Raw genomic sequence first — 21,365 nt, 5'->3', positions numbered from 1 at the left:
GGATACCATATACAGTTGCAGATGAACTAAAGATTATCTTCTTTACATTATGTTTCTGCATTACTTCACATAGCACTAACATGCTTGTAATGTTGTTATGATAATATGTTAATGGAATCGCTACTGACTCCCCTACAGCTTTAAATCCTGCAAAGTGAATAACTGCTTCAATTGCATTTTCTTCAAAAATTGCGTCAAGCGCTTCGCGATTTAAAACGTCTTCTTTATAAAACTTAAATTGTTTTCCTGTTATTTCTTTCACTCGATTTATAGATTCTACCGAGCTATTCGAAAGATTATCCACTACTATAACTTCGTAACCGCTATTTAGTAATTCTACACATGTATGACTACCAATATATCCTGCTCCACCTGTTACAAGTATTGTCATGAGTATACCTCCATTGTTATAGCTTATTAACAAAAAAGAGGCAATCACAACAGAAATGATTACCCCATGAAACTTCCTTTTTACTTAGCAACGAAATAATCAGTTACATATTTCGCCCAAACGTCATACCCTTTCGCACTTGGGAAACCAAACTCTTCTTGTAAGTATGGTAAAATTGCCTTTGTTGTTGCATCAGGCCATGCTCCCCAATGATCAATATATGTATAATTATTTTGCACCGCAAATTGCTTTAATGCTTCAATCGCTTTCGGATAATTCTTCGCACCATACACTGGATTTGATGGTTGAATCATAATCGTAGCACCCTTTGCACTAGTAGAAAGTGCTTGAACAAACTTCTGTGTATTTACTACAGAGTTACCATTACCAGTTTTACCATTATCAGTAATAAATGGTGGTTCAAATAAAATCACATCTGGATTCTCTTTTGCAATCTCTTTATCACGTTTATTCGTAATTAATTCTTCTGTGCTTTCACCCTTATATTCCTTTACAGTCACATTCCATAAACCTTTACCGTAAGCAGTTTCTAAATTAGCTGTTAACTTAGCTGCCCAAGTACCTTTTTCAGATGAAGAACCTTCATCACCAACAATAACAAGATTTACTGCCTTTTTATCCTCAGCAGCTTTCTTTAACTTCTCTTTCACTGCATCTGGCAAGTTCTTCGCGTATGTCTCATTAAAAGATGACCTCGCATCTTGTTTTTTCTCTTCCTTTTTCTCTTCTTTCTTTGCCCCACTATCTTTCACTTCAGCCTTTGTTTTCGTTACTTCACTCGTTTGCCCTGTTGCATTCGCAATCTTCTTATTCCAGTACAATTTACCGCTCACAATCGAAGCGACAAACAATACAAAAATAACAAGGACAAGTACCGCTTTCTTATTCATCGATTCACCTCATCTATTAATCTCACAATATATAATACTAATATAAATCCATGCAAAAATAAACCCAACTCCTACCAAAGGAGTTGGGTTATTACATATTACTTAGTCAATTCAAGATGCGCTCTTAACTTATTCGTAATATCTTGTTTCGCTGCATCTGGAACGTAGTAGTACCAAATACCATCAGCAGCTTTGTGGCCGTCACCCGGGATTTGGATTTCTTCACTATTCTCCATGCAATCTTTATAGTTCTTTTGAATATCAAACATTTGATCTTGAGTTAAACTTGTTTTAACGTTTTTCTCAATTGCTGTTAACACATTACCGTAACTTGCTAGAGAAGATACACTTGCACCCTTTTTAATTACAGCTTGGATAACTTGACGTTGACGCATTTGGCGGCCGAAGTCACCACGTGGATCTTCATAACGCATACGGGAATATCTTAATGCTTCCGTACCATTAAGATGTATATTTCCTTTAGCGAATTGTGATCCTTCATATTTGAATTCTAAATCATTATTAACATCTACTCCACCAACTGCATCAACAACATCTTTAAAACCAGCCATGTTCACTTCAATATAATGATCAACTGGTATATCAAGAAAATTCTCTACCGTTTTTACAGACATATCAATTCCACCAAAGGCATACGCATGATTAATCTTATCCTTTTTACCTTTACCTACAATTTCTGTATAAGAATCACGTGGAATACTAGTGATTTTCATAGACTTTTTTTGTGGGTTTAGCGTGAATAACATCATTGAATCTGAACGCCCTGTCTCTTCTGCTCTTTGATCCACACCCATTAGTAAAATAGATATTGGCTTATTATCTGCAACATCTACTTTCTTATCGCGTTTTTCAGACTTATCACGATCCAGTGGTTTATGCACTGCATCTAATGTATTTGATACATTAGAATAGACATAATATGCATATACTCCACCTGCAATTACTAGAAAACCTATTATACCTAGAATCCAAAATAAAATTTTCTTTTTCATAACTTATACCTTCTTTAATTTTTATTTATAACTAATTATGCATTATTGTTATTCACCATATTACAACAAATACATTTATAAATAAAAGCTTTTTTATTCCTTATGATTGTAATGAAAGTTCACTTTTTATTTGAGTAGTTGATATATCTTCAGTTCGTGGTAAATAAATCACTTCACAATATTCTTTTAAAAAGTCAAATTTCCCTTCCCAATCGTCCCCCATAACAAAAATATCAATTTCATACTTTACAATATCTTCAATCTTTTGTTCCCAAGTATTTTCCGATATCACTAAATCAACATATCTAATGCTTTCCAGTAGCATTTTTCTTTCTTCAAATTTAAAATATGATTCTTTTCCTTTTAATGCATTAAATTCATCTGTTGATAATCCAACTATTAAATAATCACCTAGATCTTTTGCTCGCCTTACTAAATTTATATGACCATAATGTAGTAAATCAAATGTTCCATATGTCAAAACTCTTCGCATTATAAAAGTTTCACTCCTATCAATTGATTTCTTATATGCATGATTTTTTATTAAGAGATTTTAATATATCTCTCCTATTTTTCCTTATATTTAGATCTTGGGCTTTTATAAATTAATATAATTAATATAATTCATCACTTATTTAATAATGTTTTATATTGATTAACAAAATAATTCTGATATTCACCCGATACAATTGCTTTCCACCATTCTTCATTATCTAAATACCACTGGATTGTTTGAGCAATTCCTGTTTCAAATGTGTAAGTTGGTTTCCAACCTAATTCCTCTAGTTTTGTCGGATCAATTGCGTAACGCTTATCGTGACCTAGTCGATCTTGAACAAACTCGATTAGTTCTTCCGATTTGCCAAGTGTACTAATAATAGTTTTTACTACTTCTAAATTTGTACGCTCATTATGTCCACCAACATTATAAACCTCTCCATTTGCACCCTCATGCATAACTAAATCAATTGCAGCACAATGATCAATAACGTGTAACCAGTCGCGAATATTTTTACCGTCCCCATATACAGGAACCTTTTCATCATTTAATACACGTGAAATTGTTAATGGAATTAATTTTTCTGGGAAATGGAATGGTCCATAATTGTTTGAGCAGCGTGTAATGTTAATTGGTAAACCGAATGTCTCATGATATGCTCGAACTAATAAGTCAGAAGAAGCTTTACTTGCACTATATGGGCTATTTGGTTGTAAAGGTGTATCTTCTGTGAAGAATGTAGTTGGATCAAAATCTAATTCGCCGTATACTTCATCTGTTGATACGTGAACAAATTTAGTAATGCCATACTCTTTTGCTGCATCTAATAACACTTGTGTCCCTAATACATTTGTGCTAATAAATACTTCAGGTTCAGTAATTGAACGATCGACATGGCTTTCTGCAGCAAAATGAACAACATATTCGAATTTTTCTTGTTCAAATAATTGGTTTACCGCTTGACGGTCTACGATATCAACCTTAGCAAATGAATAGTTATCTTTATTCTCAATATCTTTATGTTTTGTTAAATCTCCCGCATATGTTAGTACGTCTAAATTAACAATATGGTATTGAGGATATTTATTTACCATATACTGAACAAAGTTCCCCCCAATAAAACCTGCGCCACCTGTTACTAATACTTTCTTTTTTTCCATCTTATTTCACCTCTTGCTGTAATTGTGTAATATAATGTTTTGTTGCCTCTTGCCAAACCGGCAATGGTTTAAATCCATTATCAATTAATTTCTGCTTCGACATACGTGAATTTTTAGGACGTACTGCGCGAGTAGGATACTCTTCTGTTGTAATACTATTTACTTTTACATCTTGTCCTGCAATCTCAAAAATTTCTTGTGCAAATTCAGCCCAACTGCAGAAACCTTCATTTGTAGCATGATATGTACCATATTTCTCTGTTACGACCATATCAACTAACAAATGAGCTAAGTCATATGTGTAAGTTGGTGATCCTATTTGATCTCCCACAACGTTCAGTTCATTACGTGTTTCGCCTAAACGAAGCATTGTTTTAATAAAGTTATTTCCATTAATACCGAACACCCATGAAATACGCACAATAAAGTTGCTATCTATTAGGCTTCTAACTACTTTTTCTCCCTCATACTTTGTTAAACCATAGTATCCAACCGGATTAGGTTCGTCAGTTTCTAAAAATGCATGCGTTCCTTCTCCATCAAATACATAATCCGTACTAATATAAACAAATTTAGCATTTAATTTTTTTGCTGCTGTAGCAAGGTATTTTGTACCTTCTACATTCACGTTCCAACAAAGTTCTTTATCATCTTCAGATTTATCAACAGCCGTATATGCTGCACAATGAATAATTGCATCTGGTTTTACTTTATCTACAAATTCATAAACCGCAGCTTCGTTTGTAATATCTAAATCTTCTATTCCAATACCTTGCATTTCTAGTCCTTGCTTCTCTCCACGTTTTACTACGTCATATCCAAGCTGACCATTATAACCGGTTACTAAAATTTTCATTTTTTTTACTCCCCGTATACAAAGTTTGTTTCTGCTTCTTTTAATGAAGGTGCTTTTTCATCTTTTTCAGATAGCACTGGTTGAATTTCCATTGGCCACTCAACACCAATTTCAGCGTCGTTCCAAACAATGCCTCGATCGCATTCCGGAGCATATAATTCATCAACTTTATACTGAACCTCAACATCGTCTGTTAATGTCATAAATCCATGTGCAAATCCTTTTGGAACTAATAACTGTTTTTTATTTTCTGCACTTAGCTCAATACCGAACCATTGACCGTATGTAGGACTTCCCTTACGAATGTCGACCGCTACATCAAAGATTGATCCACGTGTACAACGTACAAGCTTAGTTTGTGCTTTAGGATTTAACTGATAGTGTAAACCACGAAGTGTTCCTTTTGTTGCAGAAAAGGATTGATTGTCTTGTACAAATTGCAGATCAATTCCAGCTTCTTTCATTGCCTTATCGCTATACGTTTCCATAAACCAACCACGATGATCTCCAAATACTTTTGGCTCAATTACTTTTACACCTAATAAGTTTGTATCTAAAACTTTCATTATGTTCACTCCAACTTAATATTTAATACTGCCGTTTGCTACTTTTAATAAATATTGACCATAGCCATTTTTAGAGCACTGATCACCTGATTCAATTAAAGTTTCTTTATTAATCCAACCATTAATAAATCCAATCTCTTCAAGTGCTGCAATTTTAATTCCTTGATGATCTTCAACTGTTTTTACAAAGTTTGTTGCATCCACTAGACTTTGGTGCGTACCCGTATCTAACCATGTATAACCACGACCTAATAATTCAACTTCTAACTCACCACTATTTAAATACGCTTCATTTATAGATGTAATTTCTAATTCTCCACGTGCCGATGGTTTAACATTTTTTGCAATTTCAACTACACGATTATCATAGAAATATAGACCAGTAATTGCATAATTAGATTTTGGTTCTTTCGGTTTTTCTTCTACACTCAATACTTTTCCGTTCTCATCAAATTCAACTACACCAAAACGCTCTGGATCATGTACGTGATAACCAAACACTGTAGCTCCACTTTCTTTCTGAGCTGCACGCTGTAACATTTTACGCATTCCGCTACCATAATAAATGTTGTCCCCTAGTACCATCGCTACAGAATCATCACCAATAAATTCTTCACCAATAATAAATGCTTGCGCTAATCCATCTGGACTTGGTTGTACTTTATATTGAAGAGAAATACCAAATTGAGATCCATCTCCTAACAAAGATTCAAAACGTGGTGTATCCTCTGGTGTTGAAATAATTAAAATTTCACGAATTCCCGCTAACATCAGTGTAGATAGTGGGTAATAGATCATTGGTTTATCGTATATAGGTAACAATTGTTTACTTGTTACCATTGTTAATGGATATAGACGTGTACCACTACCACCTGCTAAAATTATTCCTTTCATTCCTTTTCCCCTCTCTGACCTTTATTTTTCAAATTATTAATTACATCCACAACTCGCACACTATTTTTATTATCTACATAACTAAAATGCTTCGCTCTCACTAAACTTCTTTCTAGTTTATAGTCATCGTGACCATTTATTAATTCCATTAATGCATCTTCAACTTCTGTCCAATTAGCACATTTACTACCAGGTGTTACATTCTCATAATCTTCATATAGTTCACGACTACTATTTTTATATTCTTGTAAATCAAATGGCGTAAATACTATTGGTCTATCTAATAATAAATAATCAAAATATACACTAGAATAATCTGTTAATAAAATATCAAAGTGTGGTAAAAGAATATTAACGTCACTAACTTCTTCCCCTAAAAATACCAGTCGAGAATTAAAATTATTAACCTTAAAATTATTTCTAACCATATCTACAAAATGTAATTTTACTAAAAGAATGCAATTTTCTTTCTCTAAAAATTGCTCCAATTTTTCTCTATCCTTAGTTGTTAATAAATTGAATTGACCATTCCTAAAAGTAGGTACATAACCAATTATCTTATTGCATTTATACCTCACTTTTAACTCACTTATTATTTTAATCTCAGGGATGTTTTTTTCAAAAAGAATGTCATTTCTCGGATATCCAGTAACATATATATTATCTTCTGCTATATTAAAAGCCGAATGAAAATACTTTGATACCAAAGGACTTGTAGAAATCATAGCGTCCCATTTTTCATCAGTATAAGGGAAAATTATACTTTTTATATAACCAATCAACTTTTTTTTCTTACCCTGTGGATAAGAAAATTTATCATCATAACCAATCTTTTTTAAAGGAATACCATGCCAAAGCTGAACCTTCTTGGCTCTATATAACCCTAATGAATTTACATCCACTAAACCTGATGAAAAAATTGCTACAGATGCCCTACAAGAATACCAATATCCTAGAATGGAATTTATTAAATATACTCTTTGGCCTCTAGATCTTAATTTTATTAGGATTTCTTGATTATGAGTTAGCCATATTGGTATAATATTATCTTCATTTGTAACTATGTGCTCAAACAAATATTTACTATTATCAGAATACCTTTCACCATACCATGCACCCATAACCCATATCTTAGAAGATTTAGGAACTAAAAAAGATAACAAAAAAAGTGGGTATTTCAGTATAATAGATAAAAAATTTAATATTTTTCTTCTTTTCATATTATCTCCTTTTCACTTTTCGCATTTTAATCAATAAAAATACCATTAAAGGAATGGCGACTATTATCCATATAACAATTCGTATAAAAATATCATAGTGAATTAAATATGCAATAGATAAAACTAATAAGATGCCATATAAAATTAATAGAAGTATATTTTTTTTATCCAAAAATACACTTCTAATTAATCGATGTACAGCCACAAAATATAGCACATTTAGAAAAACGACTGTAATCATTCCTGATAACAAAGCACCATTCAATCCAAATTTAGGGATTAAAATCACATTACAAACTACGTTAATCAATAATGATAAGGTTACTCCTAACGCCCTTAGCCCCTGCTTATTCGAAATTGTTAAAACTGCACCATGGGTAGAAGCAAAATAACGTAAAAATAATGTAATAGCAAATCCATATAATAATGGAATTGTACTTATAAACTGCTCACCATACATAATATTTATAATTAAATCTGCAAAATTAATGATTCCTATTGATAGGATTCCACCAACTAAAAGCATATAAGTATTCATTTGAGTACCTAATATAATTAGTTTTTCATTAGATTCTACTTTAGATAAACGCGTAATATATACATTAGTTAGGGCATCACTAAATATTAACCCTGCTGTTAAGATCTTTATACCAGCTTGATATAAACCAAGTCCCGTATTACCGATATAGTACTGTACAACTATAGTATCTACTTGAAAATATAATGTTCCTATTGCTAAGTGAATTGCATACGGAAAGTTTTGCTTTAAATTTAATATTATTTTTTTTATTTTTATATGCTTTATTGCTATTTTTCCTACATATATCATGTAGATTCTATACGCATATACAAAGTTGAATAAACGTGAACATATGAAAGCAACTGCTACCATAGTTTTATCCGCATTCATATATAGGGATATCATAACTACCAATATATGTACTATATTTCCATAAAGGTTGATTTTTGCCTCCACATTAAAATAAGAGAGGCTTCTCAAAGGTAAACATAAAAATGTTCCAAAACTCCAAAATATGTGAGATACTATCAATAAAAAGAATATTCCGAAGTTTCCTTCACGCCATTCAAAAGTATATAAACTTAGGTAGCTTAAAATTAGTAAGAATATGGTTAAAATTAGTTTGGAATAAAATGCTTCATTAACATATTCTTTAATTTTATTTGGTTTTTTACTTATATCTTTAACTAATTTTAAACCAAAGCCATAGTCTACAATGACTACTAGTATTGCACCAATAGTAAAACAAAACATAAATTGGCCAAATCCCTCTACTCCCCATGTCCTAGCTAAAACAATGAAAAGCAAAGTATTGGCCATTATCCTAACAAACATCGTTACCATCATATATAATGAATCTTTAATCATGCTAACATTCCTTATAATCTTTATTTAAAACTGTATCATAAGCAGATAAAGTTACGCCCGAAATATAATCCCAGTTATAAAAATTATCTATGTCTTTTTTTAATTCACTCACTTTTTCCTCATTAATATTCTGTAATGCATTTAATGCATGCTCTATCGATATCTCATCATTAGGCGAGCAATAAATAACATTATTTTTAAAATAACTTTTAGTAAATCCTGAATTAGTCATTACAACAGGTATTTCAAAAATACCTGCCTCTAATCCTATTAATCCAGTTGTCTCAAACCAACTTGCATGCACTAAGCCCCTTGCTTTAGACAAATGTTCAAACAATACTTCTTGTTTTACCTCACCTATATATTGAACCTGCGGATCCCGATTAACATTTGTAATGAAATCTTCAACATAATTATGATGATTATTATTAGTTGCACCAAAAAATAATAATTGATACCCATCCTTATATAGGACGGATTTTTGAAAAGCTTTTAGTATTAAACTTTGATTTTTTAGTGGTTCTATTCTCCCGATACATACTATTTTCTTATCTTTTTTTTCCCTCACATTTTGAACTATATTAAAAATATGATTATCTACACCATTAGGAATAATTTGTATGAAAGGGTGCGATTTTAAATTGTTTTCCTTTAATATATAATCCTTTTCCATTTGAGAATTTGGCAAGATACCATCTACTGAATTAAAGATTTTTTTTCTTTTTATCCTATACCCCTGTGCTAATAAAGATAAATTAATTCTTTTATTTAATACTAAATCTTTAATAAAATTATTAATTGTCATATAAAATTGATATGACGAAAATGAAAATAAAAATTTCTTTTTCTTATCAATACCAGCTTCCAACATATTTTTTAAATAAAAATCAGGATGATATATAGGAGTTAAAACCACTTTCTTCCCCAAATTCTTTGCTATTTTAATATTACATAATGTTTCAGCCACGTTGTATGAGTTAAATATATGAACAATGTCATATTTCTTACTCTTCAAATCCATGGGCCCGGAATAAAATTCTACTTCAACATTTTTCCCTCTTAATTCCCTTGCAGTATTTTCAATTTGTACCGTATCTCCTCCCCTTTTGGTAAATAAATCACTCCTACTCATGTATAATACTTTCATTTGATACGCTCTCCTCAACAAAATAATTAAGCCTTACATTTTTTCAATAAAAAAATCACATTTCTAAATAATTTTAATGTGACTTTTTTAAAAAACAAAAATCGCTCTTCTGCATATTTATTAAGATAATAATCTTCACTTTCAAGCATATATTTATACTTTATTAGGCCTAATCTACTAGTTGTTCCACCATCTTCATGAATAACACTAACGTTAGGCAATAGATATATCTTTTTATCTATTGCTCTTATTTTGTGCGCTAAAATCAGTTCCTCTTCATATAAAAATGTATTTGGATCAAACATTTTAACCCGTTCGAAAATTTCTCTTTTCATCATAAAAGCTGCTCCTGAAAATAATTCTATTTCAGTTGGACTATCCATCATTTGAACATCATAAAAATATTCTTGATAAGTTTTTGTTTTTGATAATAAGCGTTGTAATGGACTGTACACAACAAATCTATGTATTATTTTTGTTTCTTTTCTAGCACACCATTTTTGAATACTTTGATCTTCATTTAGTATTTTGGGAGTAACTAGTCCTATATCATCGTTAAGAGATAAAAAATCTGCCATTTCCTCAAAAATTGAAGCTTTTAAAATTATATCGTTATTTAATATAGTAATATATTCACATTCTTCCTTTATACATTCCTCTATTCCTAAGTTATTCCCTTGTGCATATCCTAAATTAATATCACTTTCAATTACTTGGAATAAAGATTTAGGATACCTTGATAAATGTTCTTTTATTATATTCACAGAATTATCTTCAGACCCATTATCAACTACATATAATTTATAAACGAATTCCCCTCCAATATTATCCATTATATTATCTATTAAATTTATAGTTGCCAAAAAATTATTCCAATTTAAAATTACAATACCTATTTTCCCCATAACATACTCCTTAAACTTTTATAATCTACTATCCATTCTTTTCTTTTCCTATAAACCTAAATAATAAGAAGAAAAATAACAACTGATACCATAATCTAGGCTCTATAAACAGGTTTTGAAATGCCATAAAAATATAAACTTGTGAATACGCTAGATACATAATTTTACTCTTAATACTCTTATATGAATTAACATACATATATACTCCTATCATCGAGAACAGAACCATGGGAATAATTGCTAAATAATATCCAAAGTCCATACTAAAATCAACTAATGCAGTATGAACTGTAGCAAAACCGGCAACTGGATTTCGCATTTCATTAACATATTCATATAAAGGATAATCAGCAAATATATTATTAAATTTTAAAATCCCCACAAATACTGGCCTTAACATAAATTTTCCATACTGGAAATCTGCAAATTGATAGTTGGCACTAATAAATCTATCTAAATTTTCTACAGACAATGCAAAATATCCATATAATATAGCAAAAACATCAAAAGGTCCTCCGTATCCATGAAAAGAAATTCCTTCTGAATAACTAATATCATACTTATACCCATGGGTCATTCTCAATTCACCAATAGCAGCCCCCGATATTAACATAATGGCAAAAACTATTCCAAATCTAAACATAAATTTCCTTTTATTTTTGGCAATAGTAAATAACAATCCCATTAAGGGTATTACTGCCATTACGATATCAAAACGCGCTAATCTAGTAACTGGTAATAACATCACTAAAATAATAAAGAATATATACAACTTCTTTTTCTCATTAAGGTATACCATGAATAATAATAAACTAACAACCGGAACAAAACTCCTCGTAATAATTGACAAAACACTTACAGAAACTGTATGAATATCTATTGAGCTATTAGTTAATAGTATAGGGAATATATACCCTGAAGAAATCTTATTTTCTAAGAAATACGCACCAACGACAATAAACATAAGAACTAATACAAAATTTTTATTAACTCTCATGCTTAGTTTTTTCAATTTTTCTTTTGAATTATTTAATACGTCTTTTTTATAACTTGCAAATATAAAAATTGACGGTAATATAACAAATGCTAACATACTATATATTAATAAAACATAGGTCAAATCTGTCCATTCATCCTGCTGTAATCCTGATAATTTAAAACTACTAAATAGTACTGGTAATATCCAAAAGAAACAAGTTAAACTCACTGGATTAAATAAATCTTTTGTATAACCTATGATCAAGATAGTCATTAATATACTTAGTGATATAACTAAATAAAATAGTAATTCCAATATTATATCCCTCACTAATTCATTTCATATAGGCTGATAATTTTTTCTTTAATTTATACGGAAATATTTTATGAATTTTCCCTAAACGATATGCTATCAATTTTATACCTGATTCTATTAAAGCGTATATTATTAAATGATATTTTCTATTCTCAATTAAATAAGACATTTGTTTTTTTATCATTTTAATACCTTCTTTTTCATTAGAAACATGCTCTAAAAGGTATTTTGTCTCCTCAAAAGCCATACCTATATCAAAATATCTTTTAAATTGTTGAATAAGTCCATAATTATGGGAATGAAAAACTTTAGCTTCTGCACAATAATAAACTTTTTTATTACTAAAAATTGATTTAGCTGCAAAAATCATATCCTCATTAAGGATAACTTTCGTTGGAAATTTTCCTAACTGTAAAAACCAATCTCTTTTATATGCACTACATACATTAGAATTAAAGAAAGTCTTTACTCCCATTTTTTCAATTGAGTCCTTATTTTTTGCTATCGAAACCTTTGGATAATTAAATGATCTAGCGAATTTTTCTAAAAGATTCGCATCTTCCCTTGGAATTTGCCTTGCATAACTTACAACTATCTCTTCATCTCCTAAGGAATCTACCAATTTGGATATTAATTGATTATCACAAGGTATAGCATCCTGTGTCATAAACAATAAAATATTCCCTTTCGCTAGTGAAGCCAAATAATTGCGTGTCCCCCCATGATCAAAGTCTTGATTATTAATTGATTTTACAATCGTTTCAGGGAATTTTTCCTCTATAATTGAAATCGTTCTGTCTTTAGATGCAGAATCTACAATGATAATTTCTAACTCTTGATTATTTCTTAAATCTTGATTATATAACCTAGTTAACAAATCATATATGTACTGTTCCGCGTTATAAGTCGGTATTAATACAGAGATTTTATTCATCTATTCAATATGCTCCTTTTCTCATTATTACATGTACCATTGTTAAAAAGATTATTTTCATGTCAAACAAAATAGAGCAATTATAAATATAATGGAGTTCTAATTCTACTCTCTCTGGGTATCCTACATCACTTCTACCACTTACTTGCCAATAACCTGTAAGACCTGGCTTTACAGATAAAAATTCATCTTTTCTTTTACCATACTCTATTAACTCTTCTTGGACTACTGGTCTTGGGCCAACAAGGCTCATATCACCTTTTAAAACATTTAAAAACTGTGGCAGTTCATCTAAACTAGTCTTTCTTAAAAACTGTCCTACTTTTGTTATGCGTGGATCTTCACTTGGTTCTAATTTGTAATTATTATCTATGTATTTTCTATATAATATTTCATTTCTCTTTAATTTTTCTTCCGCATTTACAATCATTGATCTAAATTTATAAATATAAAATTCTTTTCCATTCTTCCCCATACGAATCTGTTTAAAAAAGATAGGCCCTTTATTATCCCCTGTCATATATAAAATTGAAATTAAAAGAAATATTGGAGAAAAAATTATTAATCCCACTATAGCCCCAATGAGATCCATAGTTCTCTTTAAACATAAATATATTCCACTAGATTTTTTTACCTCCAATGTACTTCCTTCCAATGGCTCACTAACTATTTCACGACTATCCAAATATATCACCTTTCCCTTATGCGTGTAATTTTTCCCTTTTTATAATCTCATTCATGTACTTTATTAATTCTTTATTTAAATTTGCATGCTGAAGTGCCATCTCAATAGTTGTCTTAATAAATCCAAATTTCTCCCCAACATCATAACGAGTACCTTCGAAGTCATATGCAAATACTCGTTGAATTTCATTTAATCGTTGAATCGCATCTGTTAATTGAATTTCCCCACCAGCACCTGTCTGCTGATTTTCAAGGAACATAAAGATTTCTGGCGTTAACACATAACGACCCATAATTGCTAAATTCGATGGTGCTGTACCTTCTGCTGGCTTTTCAACAAATTGTCGCACTTGATAACGACGGTCATCTTGTTCAACTGGGTCAATAATACCGTAACGATGAGTTTCATTTTCTGGTACTGTTTGTACACCTATAACAGAAGACTGTGTACCTTCATATTGATCCATCAATTGACGTAAACATGGTGTTTCTGCTTGTACAATATCATCACCAAGTAATACTGCAAATGGTTCATTTCCAATAAACTTACGTGCGCACCACACTGCGTGTCCTAGACCCTTTGGTTCTTTTTGTCTTATGTAATGAATATTAATTTTTGAAGATGCTTGTACTTTTTCAAGCATTTCATACTTCCCTTTTTCTAAAAGGTTTTGCTCTAATTCAAAGGAATGATCAAAATGATCTTCAATAGCACGTTTACCTTTTCCAGTAACAATAATAATATCTTCAATTCCTGATTCTATCGCTTCTTCTACTATGTATTGAATTGTCGGTTTATCAACGATAGGTAACATTTCTTTCGGCATCGCTTTCGTTGCTGGTAAAAATCTTGTCCCAAGACCAGCCGCTGGAATAATTGCCTTTCTTACTTTTTTCAATTATAACCCTCCGCATTTTAATATTTATATGTAGCAATAACAAAAACCCTATCTATGGAGTCATAGTTATAACTCCATAGGTAGAGTTTCTACCATAAATAAATTATGGGCATCTAACCCATCCTCACGTCATACTCCCGACGACAAGCGTCTAAGGTAGGTTCGAAATAAAATTTTCTACCCACAGCACGACCGAGTGCCCCCGTTGATAACGGTTAGGAGGCATCACCAATTTTTCATTTAAAAAATACCGAACAACTTTTTACGGCGAATTTGTTCTGGATCTTCTTTATAAATTGCTTTTCCACTAATTAATAAATATGGATTCTCTTTTAAATCACCCATAACATTCGTCCCAAATTCTTTCTCAATTAGTTCATAGCTTTCTGCTAAATGAAATCCTCTTGAAGTTGTGTTATGTGCATCTGAAGCCACCATATGTGTTAAATTATGTTCTACAAGTTGAAGTGAAAACTTTTTAATTTTTTTACCGAATTTCCCTAATAAACTACCTGCCGTTACTTGCGTTAATGCCCCTTTATTTACAATGTTATATAACTTATCTGGCCGCTCGATTAACTCGGCATTACGTTCCGGGTGAACAATAATTGGGATCATTCCTTTTACACGTAGTTCATATAATAGTTGTTCTGCATAACGAGGTACGTGATTCGACGGGAATTCAATGAATATATATTTATTTGTTTCATTTAAAGTAACGATTTTACCAGATTCATAGTCTTCTAATAAATCACCATATAATCTGACCTCTTGCCCCGGTAAAATAGTAAGTGGGATATTATGTTGTTGTAGTTCATCATTTAATTGTTTTACGTGATGAATAATTGAGGTACGTTCGTTTACATATTTGCCATTTTTGTGGTGCGGCGTTGCGACAATTGTATGTATTCCTTCTGCTACGGCTTGTTGTGCCATTGCTAAACTATCTGTTACTGTCTGTGCACCATCATCGATACCAGGTAAAATGTGACAATGTAAATCTATCATTTGTTTCATCCTCCCTCTCTCCTATAAAGATCTTTTTTCCCTTGAATATAAGAGATTTCTCATGTTCAAGGGAAAAAAGGAGATATGTTTTTACCATATCTCACTTTAAAACTAGTTTGCACCGTAATAATAATATAAGCCTTGTTCACGTTCACGGTCGTTTAGAACAACACCTAACAATTTACCTTTTGCAGACTCCAATAATCCTTTTGCTTTTACTGCTGTTTCTTTCTCTGTTGATTCACTACGAACAACAAGAACAGAAGCATCACATACATTTGCCATAATTTGCGCATCGGTTACAGCTAAAATTGGTGGCATATCAAAAATAACTAAATCATACATACTGTATGCTTGTCCAAGAAGTTCCTTCATTGACTTTGAACCTAACAATTCGGCCGGGTTTGGTGGGATTGGACCACAAGCTAAAAAGTGTAGATTATCAACTAATGTTGTTTGTACACATTTTTCTAAACGTTCACTATGTGTTAATACGTTCGTGAGTCCAAAAATATTATCTACTTGGAACATTTGATGCATTGCTGGTTTACGCATATCTGCATCAATTAATAATACTTTCTTTCCTTGTTGTGCAAACACAACTGCCATATTCGCTGTCGTTGTCGTTTTCCCTTCACTCGGATTCGCAGACGTTACCATTAATGAATGTAAATTTGTATCAATAGCTGCAAATTCAATATTCGTTCGAATATTACGATATTGTTCTGAAATTGGTGATTTCGGTTGTTGATGAGCAATTAATTGACGGCGTTGACGATGATTCTTTTTCTTTTTAAATAAATTAAGAGCCAATTGTTTGTCCCCTCACTTTTCTTGATGATGGAGCGTGTGATTTCACGTTCATTGTTTCTTCATCCATACGAGCTACAATACCTAACACTGGTAAACCAAGTAAATTTTCTACATCTTCTTCTTTTTTCACTGTGTTATCTAAGTATTCAAGTAAGAATGCAAGACCAACTGAAGCTATTAAACCAACAATGAAAGCAATTGCTACATTAAGCATAGGAGCTGGTTTAATCGGAGATTGATTTTCTGTAACTTCTGCTTTAGATATTACTGTTACGTTATCAACGTTCATAATTTTTGCAACTTCACCTTTAAATACATCTGCAGTTGCATTAGCGATATCACGAGCTATTTTAGGATCTTTATCCTCAGCTGTTACAGCGATTACTTGTGAATCCTTTTCATTCGCAACATTAACCTTTTTTGTTAACTCTTGCGCTGTCATATTTAAATTTAATTTTTCATTCACTTGTTCTAAGATTACTGGGCTTTTAATAATAACCTTATATGTATTCGTTAATTGAATATTCGTTTGAATTTCACCAGCTTGGAACATTGCCCCCTCTTGTTTCTTCTGGTTAACAAGAATTTGCGTCGAAGATTGATAGATTGGTGTCATAAAGAAGAAGCTAATAATAGCACTTACTATTGCTGCACCAAAGGCAATTACGAGGATCATTGCTAAACGTTTTTTAAAAATATGAAATAACTCTTTTAAACTAATTGTTTCTTCCATAAGTTCCTCCAACTTTCTAAAATTTACACATAGGAAAAATTATAACATATAAATCTTACATTTTTTATTTTTAATAATTCAGTTCTATATTTGTTCATAACAAACAAGTATAATCTTACAAAATAATCTTAAATATGACAACACATTCCAATGGTTTTCCAAATTATTTATCATATCACGTTTTTTATGCTATGTAACTTGAGAAATAAATTTCAAAATGAGAAAAAAAGCCAACAAGTATTTCTTATTGGCTTTTTTCTATTTTAGTAATAACCATACTGCTCTTTTTCTTCTCTTTTATCGTTCAAAACAACACCTAGTAGTTTTCCTGATGCTTTATCTAATATTTGTTTCGCTTTTACGATTTTATCTTTTTCCGTCTTTTCACTTCGTACAACGAGTACGATTCCATCACATTTATTCGCTAGTATTTGTGCATCTGTAACCGCAAGGACAGGTGGTGTGTCGATTAATATAATATCAAACATGTTATATGCTTCTAGTAATGCCTCATCCATTATCCGGCTCCCTAATAATTCAGCTGGGTTTGGCGGAATTGGGCCTGCTGCCATTAAGTATACGTTCTCTATATCTGTTTTTTGAATGCATTGCATAAGTTTCGCTTGTCCCGATAATAAGTTTGTTAATCCATTTGAACTATGAACAGCAAATAAGTTTTGTATCGTCGGCTTACGCAAGTCAGCTCCAATTAATAAAACTTTCTTTCCTTGTTGTCCGAAAACAACCGCTAAGTTTGAGATTGTCGTTGTTTTCCCATCACCTGGATCGGCTGAAGTAACAATAATAGAACGAACATAATTATCTACAGATGTAAACTCAATGTTTGTACGAATGTTACGGTATTGTTCTGTAATACGCGATTTAGGCTCTTTATGTGTAATTAATTGTCGTAATGGTTTTCTTTTCTTTCTCCCGAACATATTCATAATCTCCTTTTGTGAAATGCGACATTTCCCTTTTCTCTCTCTTATGCTCGATTTCATACGTCTAATTAATATTTTTGCTGATTTCCCTATATCTCATCATAATCAATAACATTCTACTTTGTCTTATTTAAGTACCTTAACAATATGACAATGCCCTTATTTCTTTATTACCTTTATCACTTATCCTGTTTTCTAGATAAACAATAAAGTAAGTATATGGTAATTTACATCTATTTACAAGTAATTTTCTGATTAGTTTGTATATTATCGTTTCATCGTTATATAGCGGAAATTAAAAAAATCTCCTTGTCTTTTTACAAGGAGATTTTTTAGTACTATCTATTCTTTTTTATCACCAATCGCAAATGTAATTTCTGCCTCACATGCAACTTCACCATCTACTGTTGCGATTGCTTTTCCTTTTCCAATCGGGCCGCGTACGCGTGTCATTTCTACTTCTAGACGAAGCTGATCACCTGGGCGTACTTGTTTTTTGAAACGGCAATTGTCGATACCTGCAAAGAAAGCAAGTCTTCCGCGGTTTTCTTCTTTCTTTAATACTGCAACTGCTCCGACTTGTGCTAATGCTTCTACAATAAGTACACCAGGCATAACTGCATAGTCAGGGAAGTGTCCGTTAAAGAATTCTTCGTTTGCGGATACATTTTTAATCCCAACCGCTCTTTTTCCTTCATCTACTTCTAATATTTTATCAACAAGTAAAAATGGATAGCGGTGAGGAATGATTTCTTTAATTTGTTCTATATTTAGCATGTAACAATCGCCCCTTTTGTAATATTGGTCTTACCACTTGGACATATTGCTATTATCCCATTTTGTTTATTGTTTGTCATTACAAAGTAACATTTTATATTTAGCACAACTTCCTAAAAAAAATGCACACACTCTATTCCATTAAAATAGTTGCACATTTTTGCAACTGACACGGAGGTGGAAAAGAGTGTATGCCCAAATTAGGGAAAGGCAATATGTATTGAAACATTATTTGCCTTAATGTCGTATTCGACTCATTATATTATAAACGTTTTCAATTAAGGAAATATTAAATTTAACCATATATATGAATATTTTACCTGTTTCCTTCATATTTCTCTATTTTCCTTCCATTTTCGCAAAAAAACAAAATAAAAAAATATAAAAACGAAAAAAGAACTAAGGCATTAGCCTTAGTTCTTTCAAATTATCTCAAAGCACGCTTTGGTAATCTGTCGATATTCTCTAACATAATACCTGTACCAACCGCAACGCAGTGCATTGGGTTTTCAGCAATTAATACTGGTACTTTTAGTTCTTCTGCTAGAAGCATGTCGATACCGTGTAGTAAAGCTCCACCGCCTGTTAGAATAACACCGCGGTCGATGATATCTGCAGATAGTTCTGGTGGTGTGCGCTCTAATACGCCTTTTGCAGCTTGTACAATAACAGCTGCATTTTCTTTTAACGCTTCTGTAATTTCTTCAGAGCATACTGTAATTGTACGTGGTAAGCCTGTTACCATGTCACGTCCGCGAATTTCAAGTTCTTCGCTACGTGCACCTGGGAATACTGTACCAACTTTAATTTTAATATCTTCTGAAGTACGTTCTCCGATTAATAGCTTATACTTACGTTTAATATAGTTTAAGATCTCCATATCAAACTTATCGCCAGCCATTTTGATAGAGGAAGAGGTAACAATATCACCCATAGATAGTACAGCGATATCTGTTGTACCTCCACCAATATCAACAACCATGTTACCGCTTGGTTGGAAGATTTCCATACCAGCACCAACTGCGGCTACTTTTGGTTCTTCTTCTAAAAATACTGTTTTACCACCTGAACGTTCAGCAGCTTCACGAATTGCTTTTTGTTCTACTGATGTAATATTTGTTGGACAACAAATTAAAATACGAGGTTTTGAAAAGAAGCTCTTTACGTCCAATTTGTTAATGAAATACTTTAACATTGCTTCTGTAATTTCGAAGTCTGCGATTACACCATCTTTAAGTGGACGAATTGCTACAATATTACCAGGCGTACGTCCCACCATGCTTCTCGCTTCTTCACCTACTGCTAATACTTTACCACTATTACGATCAATCGCCACAACAGATGGCTCATTTAATACAATACCCTTACCTTTAACATGAATTAATACGTTAGCCGTACCTAGGTCAATTCCGATATCTCGCGCAAACATTCCCGTTTTTTCCTCCTCGATATTCAAAATCAGGTTACACCCGAATTCTTTTCACCTAATTTCTGATTTTATCATAAATTTAACAGAAACGTAATATTCGCAAAAAGAATTCTTCTGAAAAATATTACCGAATGTGAACGGAATGTTTGCTACTGTAACATTATTGACGTACAGGCTTCTCTACATCTTCTTTTCTATACTTTTGTTTTGTTGCTTCTCCACCTCTTAAATGACGAATAGACTTATGATAATCAAGAATTTCTTTCACTTCATTTGCGAGCTCTGGATTAATTTCTGGTAGACGTTCTGTTAAATCTTTATGGACTGTACTCTTTGATACCCCAAATTCCTTTGCAATGACACGCACTGTCTTTCTTGTCTCCACGATATACTTACCAATCTTGATAGTTCTCTCTTTGATGTAATCGTGCACACCACTCGCCTCCCTAATTTGGATGTGAGAAGGGTGAAATGAGCCTCGCTGCATACGACTAAGAAGTAAGTGTGAGTGCTGTTTGTAAGCGTTAAACATTCTTGGATTTATAATGAAATGATTCACGATTTCTCACCTCAAACACTCTCTTTGCTTTGGTTTATACCATTGTATTGCCCGCACTACTGATATATGCTACATGTTCACTATTTTTGCGGACTAAGTTAAGAAAAATTACGTTTTTTTGTGAGAAATACGTTAACAGTGACTATTTTGGCGAAAAAAATGACACCTTATATGTAAGGCGTCATTCTTCTCTTTCAAACTCTTCTTCTAATAATTGATGGTGGGGAACCTCTTTCTTACCGGCAATGTAATAATATAAAGTGAATAAAACAAACAATAAAATAATAGCAGTCGACAGAACAAACAAAAATGACACAGTATCCCCTCCCTTTTGTAATATAT

At 32.0% G+C, this 21,365-nt stretch carries 24 protein-coding genes; all 24 read right to left on the bottom strand.

The window, feature by feature from the left end; all coding sequences use genetic code 11:
* On the bottom strand, positions 1 to 391 hold a 391-nt coding region (locus HFD78_RS17235; RefSeq protein WP_191968095.1), incomplete at its 3' end, for an SDR family NAD(P)-dependent oxidoreductase.
* Positions 392 to 471: 80 nt separating this feature from the next.
* A complete protein-coding gene (locus HFD78_RS17230) occupies positions 472 to 1,302 on the bottom strand; it encodes an SGNH/GDSL hydrolase family protein (protein ID WP_030029415.1) in 831 nt (276 codons plus the stop codon).
* Between the two features lie 98 nt (positions 1,303 to 1,400).
* On the bottom strand, positions 1,401 to 2,315 hold the full coding sequence (tagU, locus tag HFD78_RS17225; protein WP_030029416.1) for a polyisoprenyl-teichoic acid--peptidoglycan teichoic acid transferase TagU: 915 nt from the start codon (positions 2,313 to 2,315) through the stop codon (positions 1,401 to 1,403).
* 100 nt (positions 2,316 to 2,415) lie between these two features.
* On the bottom strand, positions 2,416 to 2,808 hold the full coding sequence (gene tagD / locus HFD78_RS17220) for a glycerol-3-phosphate cytidylyltransferase (RefSeq protein WP_030029417.1): 393 nt from the start codon (positions 2,806 to 2,808) through the stop codon (positions 2,416 to 2,418).
* 134 nt (positions 2,809 to 2,942) lie between these two features.
* On the bottom strand, positions 2,943 to 3,974 hold the full coding sequence (gene rfbB, locus HFD78_RS17215) for a dTDP-glucose 4,6-dehydratase (protein ID WP_030029419.1): 1,032 nt from the start codon (positions 3,972 to 3,974) through the stop codon (positions 2,943 to 2,945).
* Between the two features lies 1 nt (position 3,975).
* The gene (gene rfbD, locus HFD78_RS17210) at positions 3,976 to 4,830 is read right to left on the bottom strand and encodes a dTDP-4-dehydrorhamnose reductase (protein WP_030029421.1); all 855 of its coding nucleotides are present in this window, start codon (positions 4,828 to 4,830) and stop codon (positions 3,976 to 3,978) included.
* 5 nt (positions 4,831 to 4,835) lie between these two features.
* On the bottom strand, positions 4,836 to 5,396 hold the full coding sequence (rfbC, locus tag HFD78_RS17205; protein WP_030029423.1) for a dTDP-4-dehydrorhamnose 3,5-epimerase: 561 nt from the start codon (positions 5,394 to 5,396) through the stop codon (positions 4,836 to 4,838).
* Positions 5,397 to 5,411: 15 nt separating this feature from the next.
* Positions 5,412 to 6,290: a glucose-1-phosphate thymidylyltransferase RfbA gene (gene rfbA, locus HFD78_RS17200; RefSeq protein WP_023523537.1), complete on the bottom strand. Its 879-nt coding sequence runs from the start codon at positions 6,288 to 6,290 to the stop codon at positions 5,412 to 5,414.
* Positions 6,287 to 7,510 (bottom strand): CDP-glycerol glycerophosphotransferase family protein, encoded by a 1,224-nt coding sequence (locus HFD78_RS17195; protein WP_030029427.1) that lies wholly within the window; start codon positions 7,508 to 7,510, stop codon positions 6,287 to 6,289. Before HFD78_RS17195 ends, rfbA begins: the two co-directional genes overlap by 4 nt.
* Before the next feature lies 1 nt (position 7,511).
* Positions 7,512 to 8,897, bottom strand: coding sequence for an oligosaccharide flippase family protein (locus HFD78_RS17190; RefSeq protein ID WP_098794322.1), 1,386 nt, complete (start codon positions 8,895 to 8,897; stop codon positions 7,512 to 7,514).
* Position 8,898: 1 nt separating this feature from the next.
* A complete protein-coding gene (locus HFD78_RS17185; protein WP_070184488.1) occupies positions 8,899 to 10,044 on the bottom strand; it encodes a glycosyltransferase family 4 protein in 1,146 nt (381 codons plus the stop codon).
* A gap of 26 nt (positions 10,045 to 10,070) precedes the next feature.
* Complete coding sequence (locus tag HFD78_RS17180) at positions 10,071 to 10,949, bottom strand: glycosyltransferase (protein ID WP_098794323.1); 879 nt, start codon at positions 10,947 to 10,949, stop codon at positions 10,071 to 10,073.
* 28 nt (positions 10,950 to 10,977) lie between these two features.
* Entirely contained in the window at positions 10,978 to 12,243 is a 1,266-nt protein-coding gene (locus HFD78_RS17175) for an O-antigen polymerase (protein ID WP_030029437.1), read from the bottom strand.
* A 19-nt stretch (positions 12,244 to 12,262) separates the two neighbouring features.
* The gene (locus tag HFD78_RS17170; RefSeq protein WP_030029438.1) at positions 12,263 to 13,177 is read right to left on the bottom strand and encodes a glycosyltransferase family 2 protein; all 915 of its coding nucleotides are present in this window, start codon (positions 13,175 to 13,177) and stop codon (positions 12,263 to 12,265) included.
* A 4-nt stretch (positions 13,178 to 13,181) separates the two neighbouring features.
* Positions 13,182 to 13,862 (bottom strand): sugar transferase, encoded by a 681-nt coding sequence (locus HFD78_RS17165; RefSeq protein WP_070184490.1) that lies wholly within the window; start codon positions 13,860 to 13,862, stop codon positions 13,182 to 13,184.
* A 16-nt stretch (positions 13,863 to 13,878) separates the two neighbouring features.
* Entirely contained in the window at positions 13,879 to 14,760 is an 882-nt protein-coding gene (gene bpsC / locus HFD78_RS17160; RefSeq protein ID WP_070184491.1) for a UTP--glucose-1-phosphate uridylyltransferase BpsC, read from the bottom strand.
* A 240-nt stretch (positions 14,761 to 15,000) separates the two neighbouring features.
* Positions 15,001 to 15,768: a tyrosine-protein phosphatase gene (locus HFD78_RS17155; protein ID WP_098794330.1), complete on the bottom strand. Its 768-nt coding sequence runs from the start codon at positions 15,766 to 15,768 to the stop codon at positions 15,001 to 15,003.
* A gap of 111 nt (positions 15,769 to 15,879) precedes the next feature.
* Entirely contained in the window at positions 15,880 to 16,581 is a 702-nt protein-coding gene (locus HFD78_RS17150) for a CpsD/CapB family tyrosine-protein kinase (protein WP_030029444.1), read from the bottom strand.
* Positions 16,571 to 17,314, bottom strand: coding sequence for a YveK family protein (locus HFD78_RS17145; protein ID WP_030029446.1), 744 nt, complete (start codon positions 17,312 to 17,314; stop codon positions 16,571 to 16,573). The genes HFD78_RS17150 and HFD78_RS17145 overlap by 11 nt, the downstream gene beginning before the upstream one ends.
* Positions 17,315 to 17,577: 263 nt before the next feature.
* Positions 17,578 to 18,255, bottom strand: a complete 678-nt coding sequence (locus HFD78_RS17140) for a CpsD/CapB family tyrosine-protein kinase (RefSeq protein ID WP_141551780.1) — start codon at positions 18,253 to 18,255, stop codon at positions 17,578 to 17,580.
* Positions 18,256 to 18,600: 345 nt separating this feature from the next.
* Positions 18,601 to 19,035 carry a 3-hydroxyacyl-ACP dehydratase FabZ gene (fabZ, locus tag HFD78_RS17135; protein WP_000931959.1) on the bottom strand — a complete coding sequence of 145 codons (435 nt, stop codon included), beginning with the start codon at positions 19,033 to 19,035 and terminating at the stop codon, positions 18,601 to 18,603.
* A 427-nt stretch (positions 19,036 to 19,462) separates the two neighbouring features.
* The gene (gene mreB / locus HFD78_RS17130) at positions 19,463 to 20,464 is read right to left on the bottom strand and encodes a rod shape-determining protein (RefSeq protein WP_000457978.1); all 1,002 of its coding nucleotides are present in this window, start codon (positions 20,462 to 20,464) and stop codon (positions 19,463 to 19,465) included.
* A 160-nt stretch (positions 20,465 to 20,624) separates the two neighbouring features.
* The gene (gene spoIIID, locus HFD78_RS17125) at positions 20,625 to 20,897 is read right to left on the bottom strand and encodes a sporulation transcriptional regulator SpoIIID (protein ID WP_000544012.1); all 273 of its coding nucleotides are present in this window, start codon (positions 20,895 to 20,897) and stop codon (positions 20,625 to 20,627) included.
* Between the two features lie 307 nt (positions 20,898 to 21,204).
* Entirely contained in the window at positions 21,205 to 21,339 is a 135-nt protein-coding gene (locus HFD78_RS17120) for a hypothetical protein (protein WP_000008901.1), read from the bottom strand.
* Between the last annotated feature and the right edge of the window lie 26 nt (positions 21,340 to 21,365).

It is taken from the genome of Bacillus sp. EKM501B, from assembly GCF_011800505.1.
In the GTDB taxonomy this organism is placed as follows: Bacteria; Bacillota; Bacilli; order Bacillales; family Bacillaceae_G; genus Bacillus_A; species Bacillus_A cereus.
The sequence above is the reverse complement of the archived record's forward strand: the minus strand, read 5'-3'. Positions and strand labels throughout refer to the sequence as shown.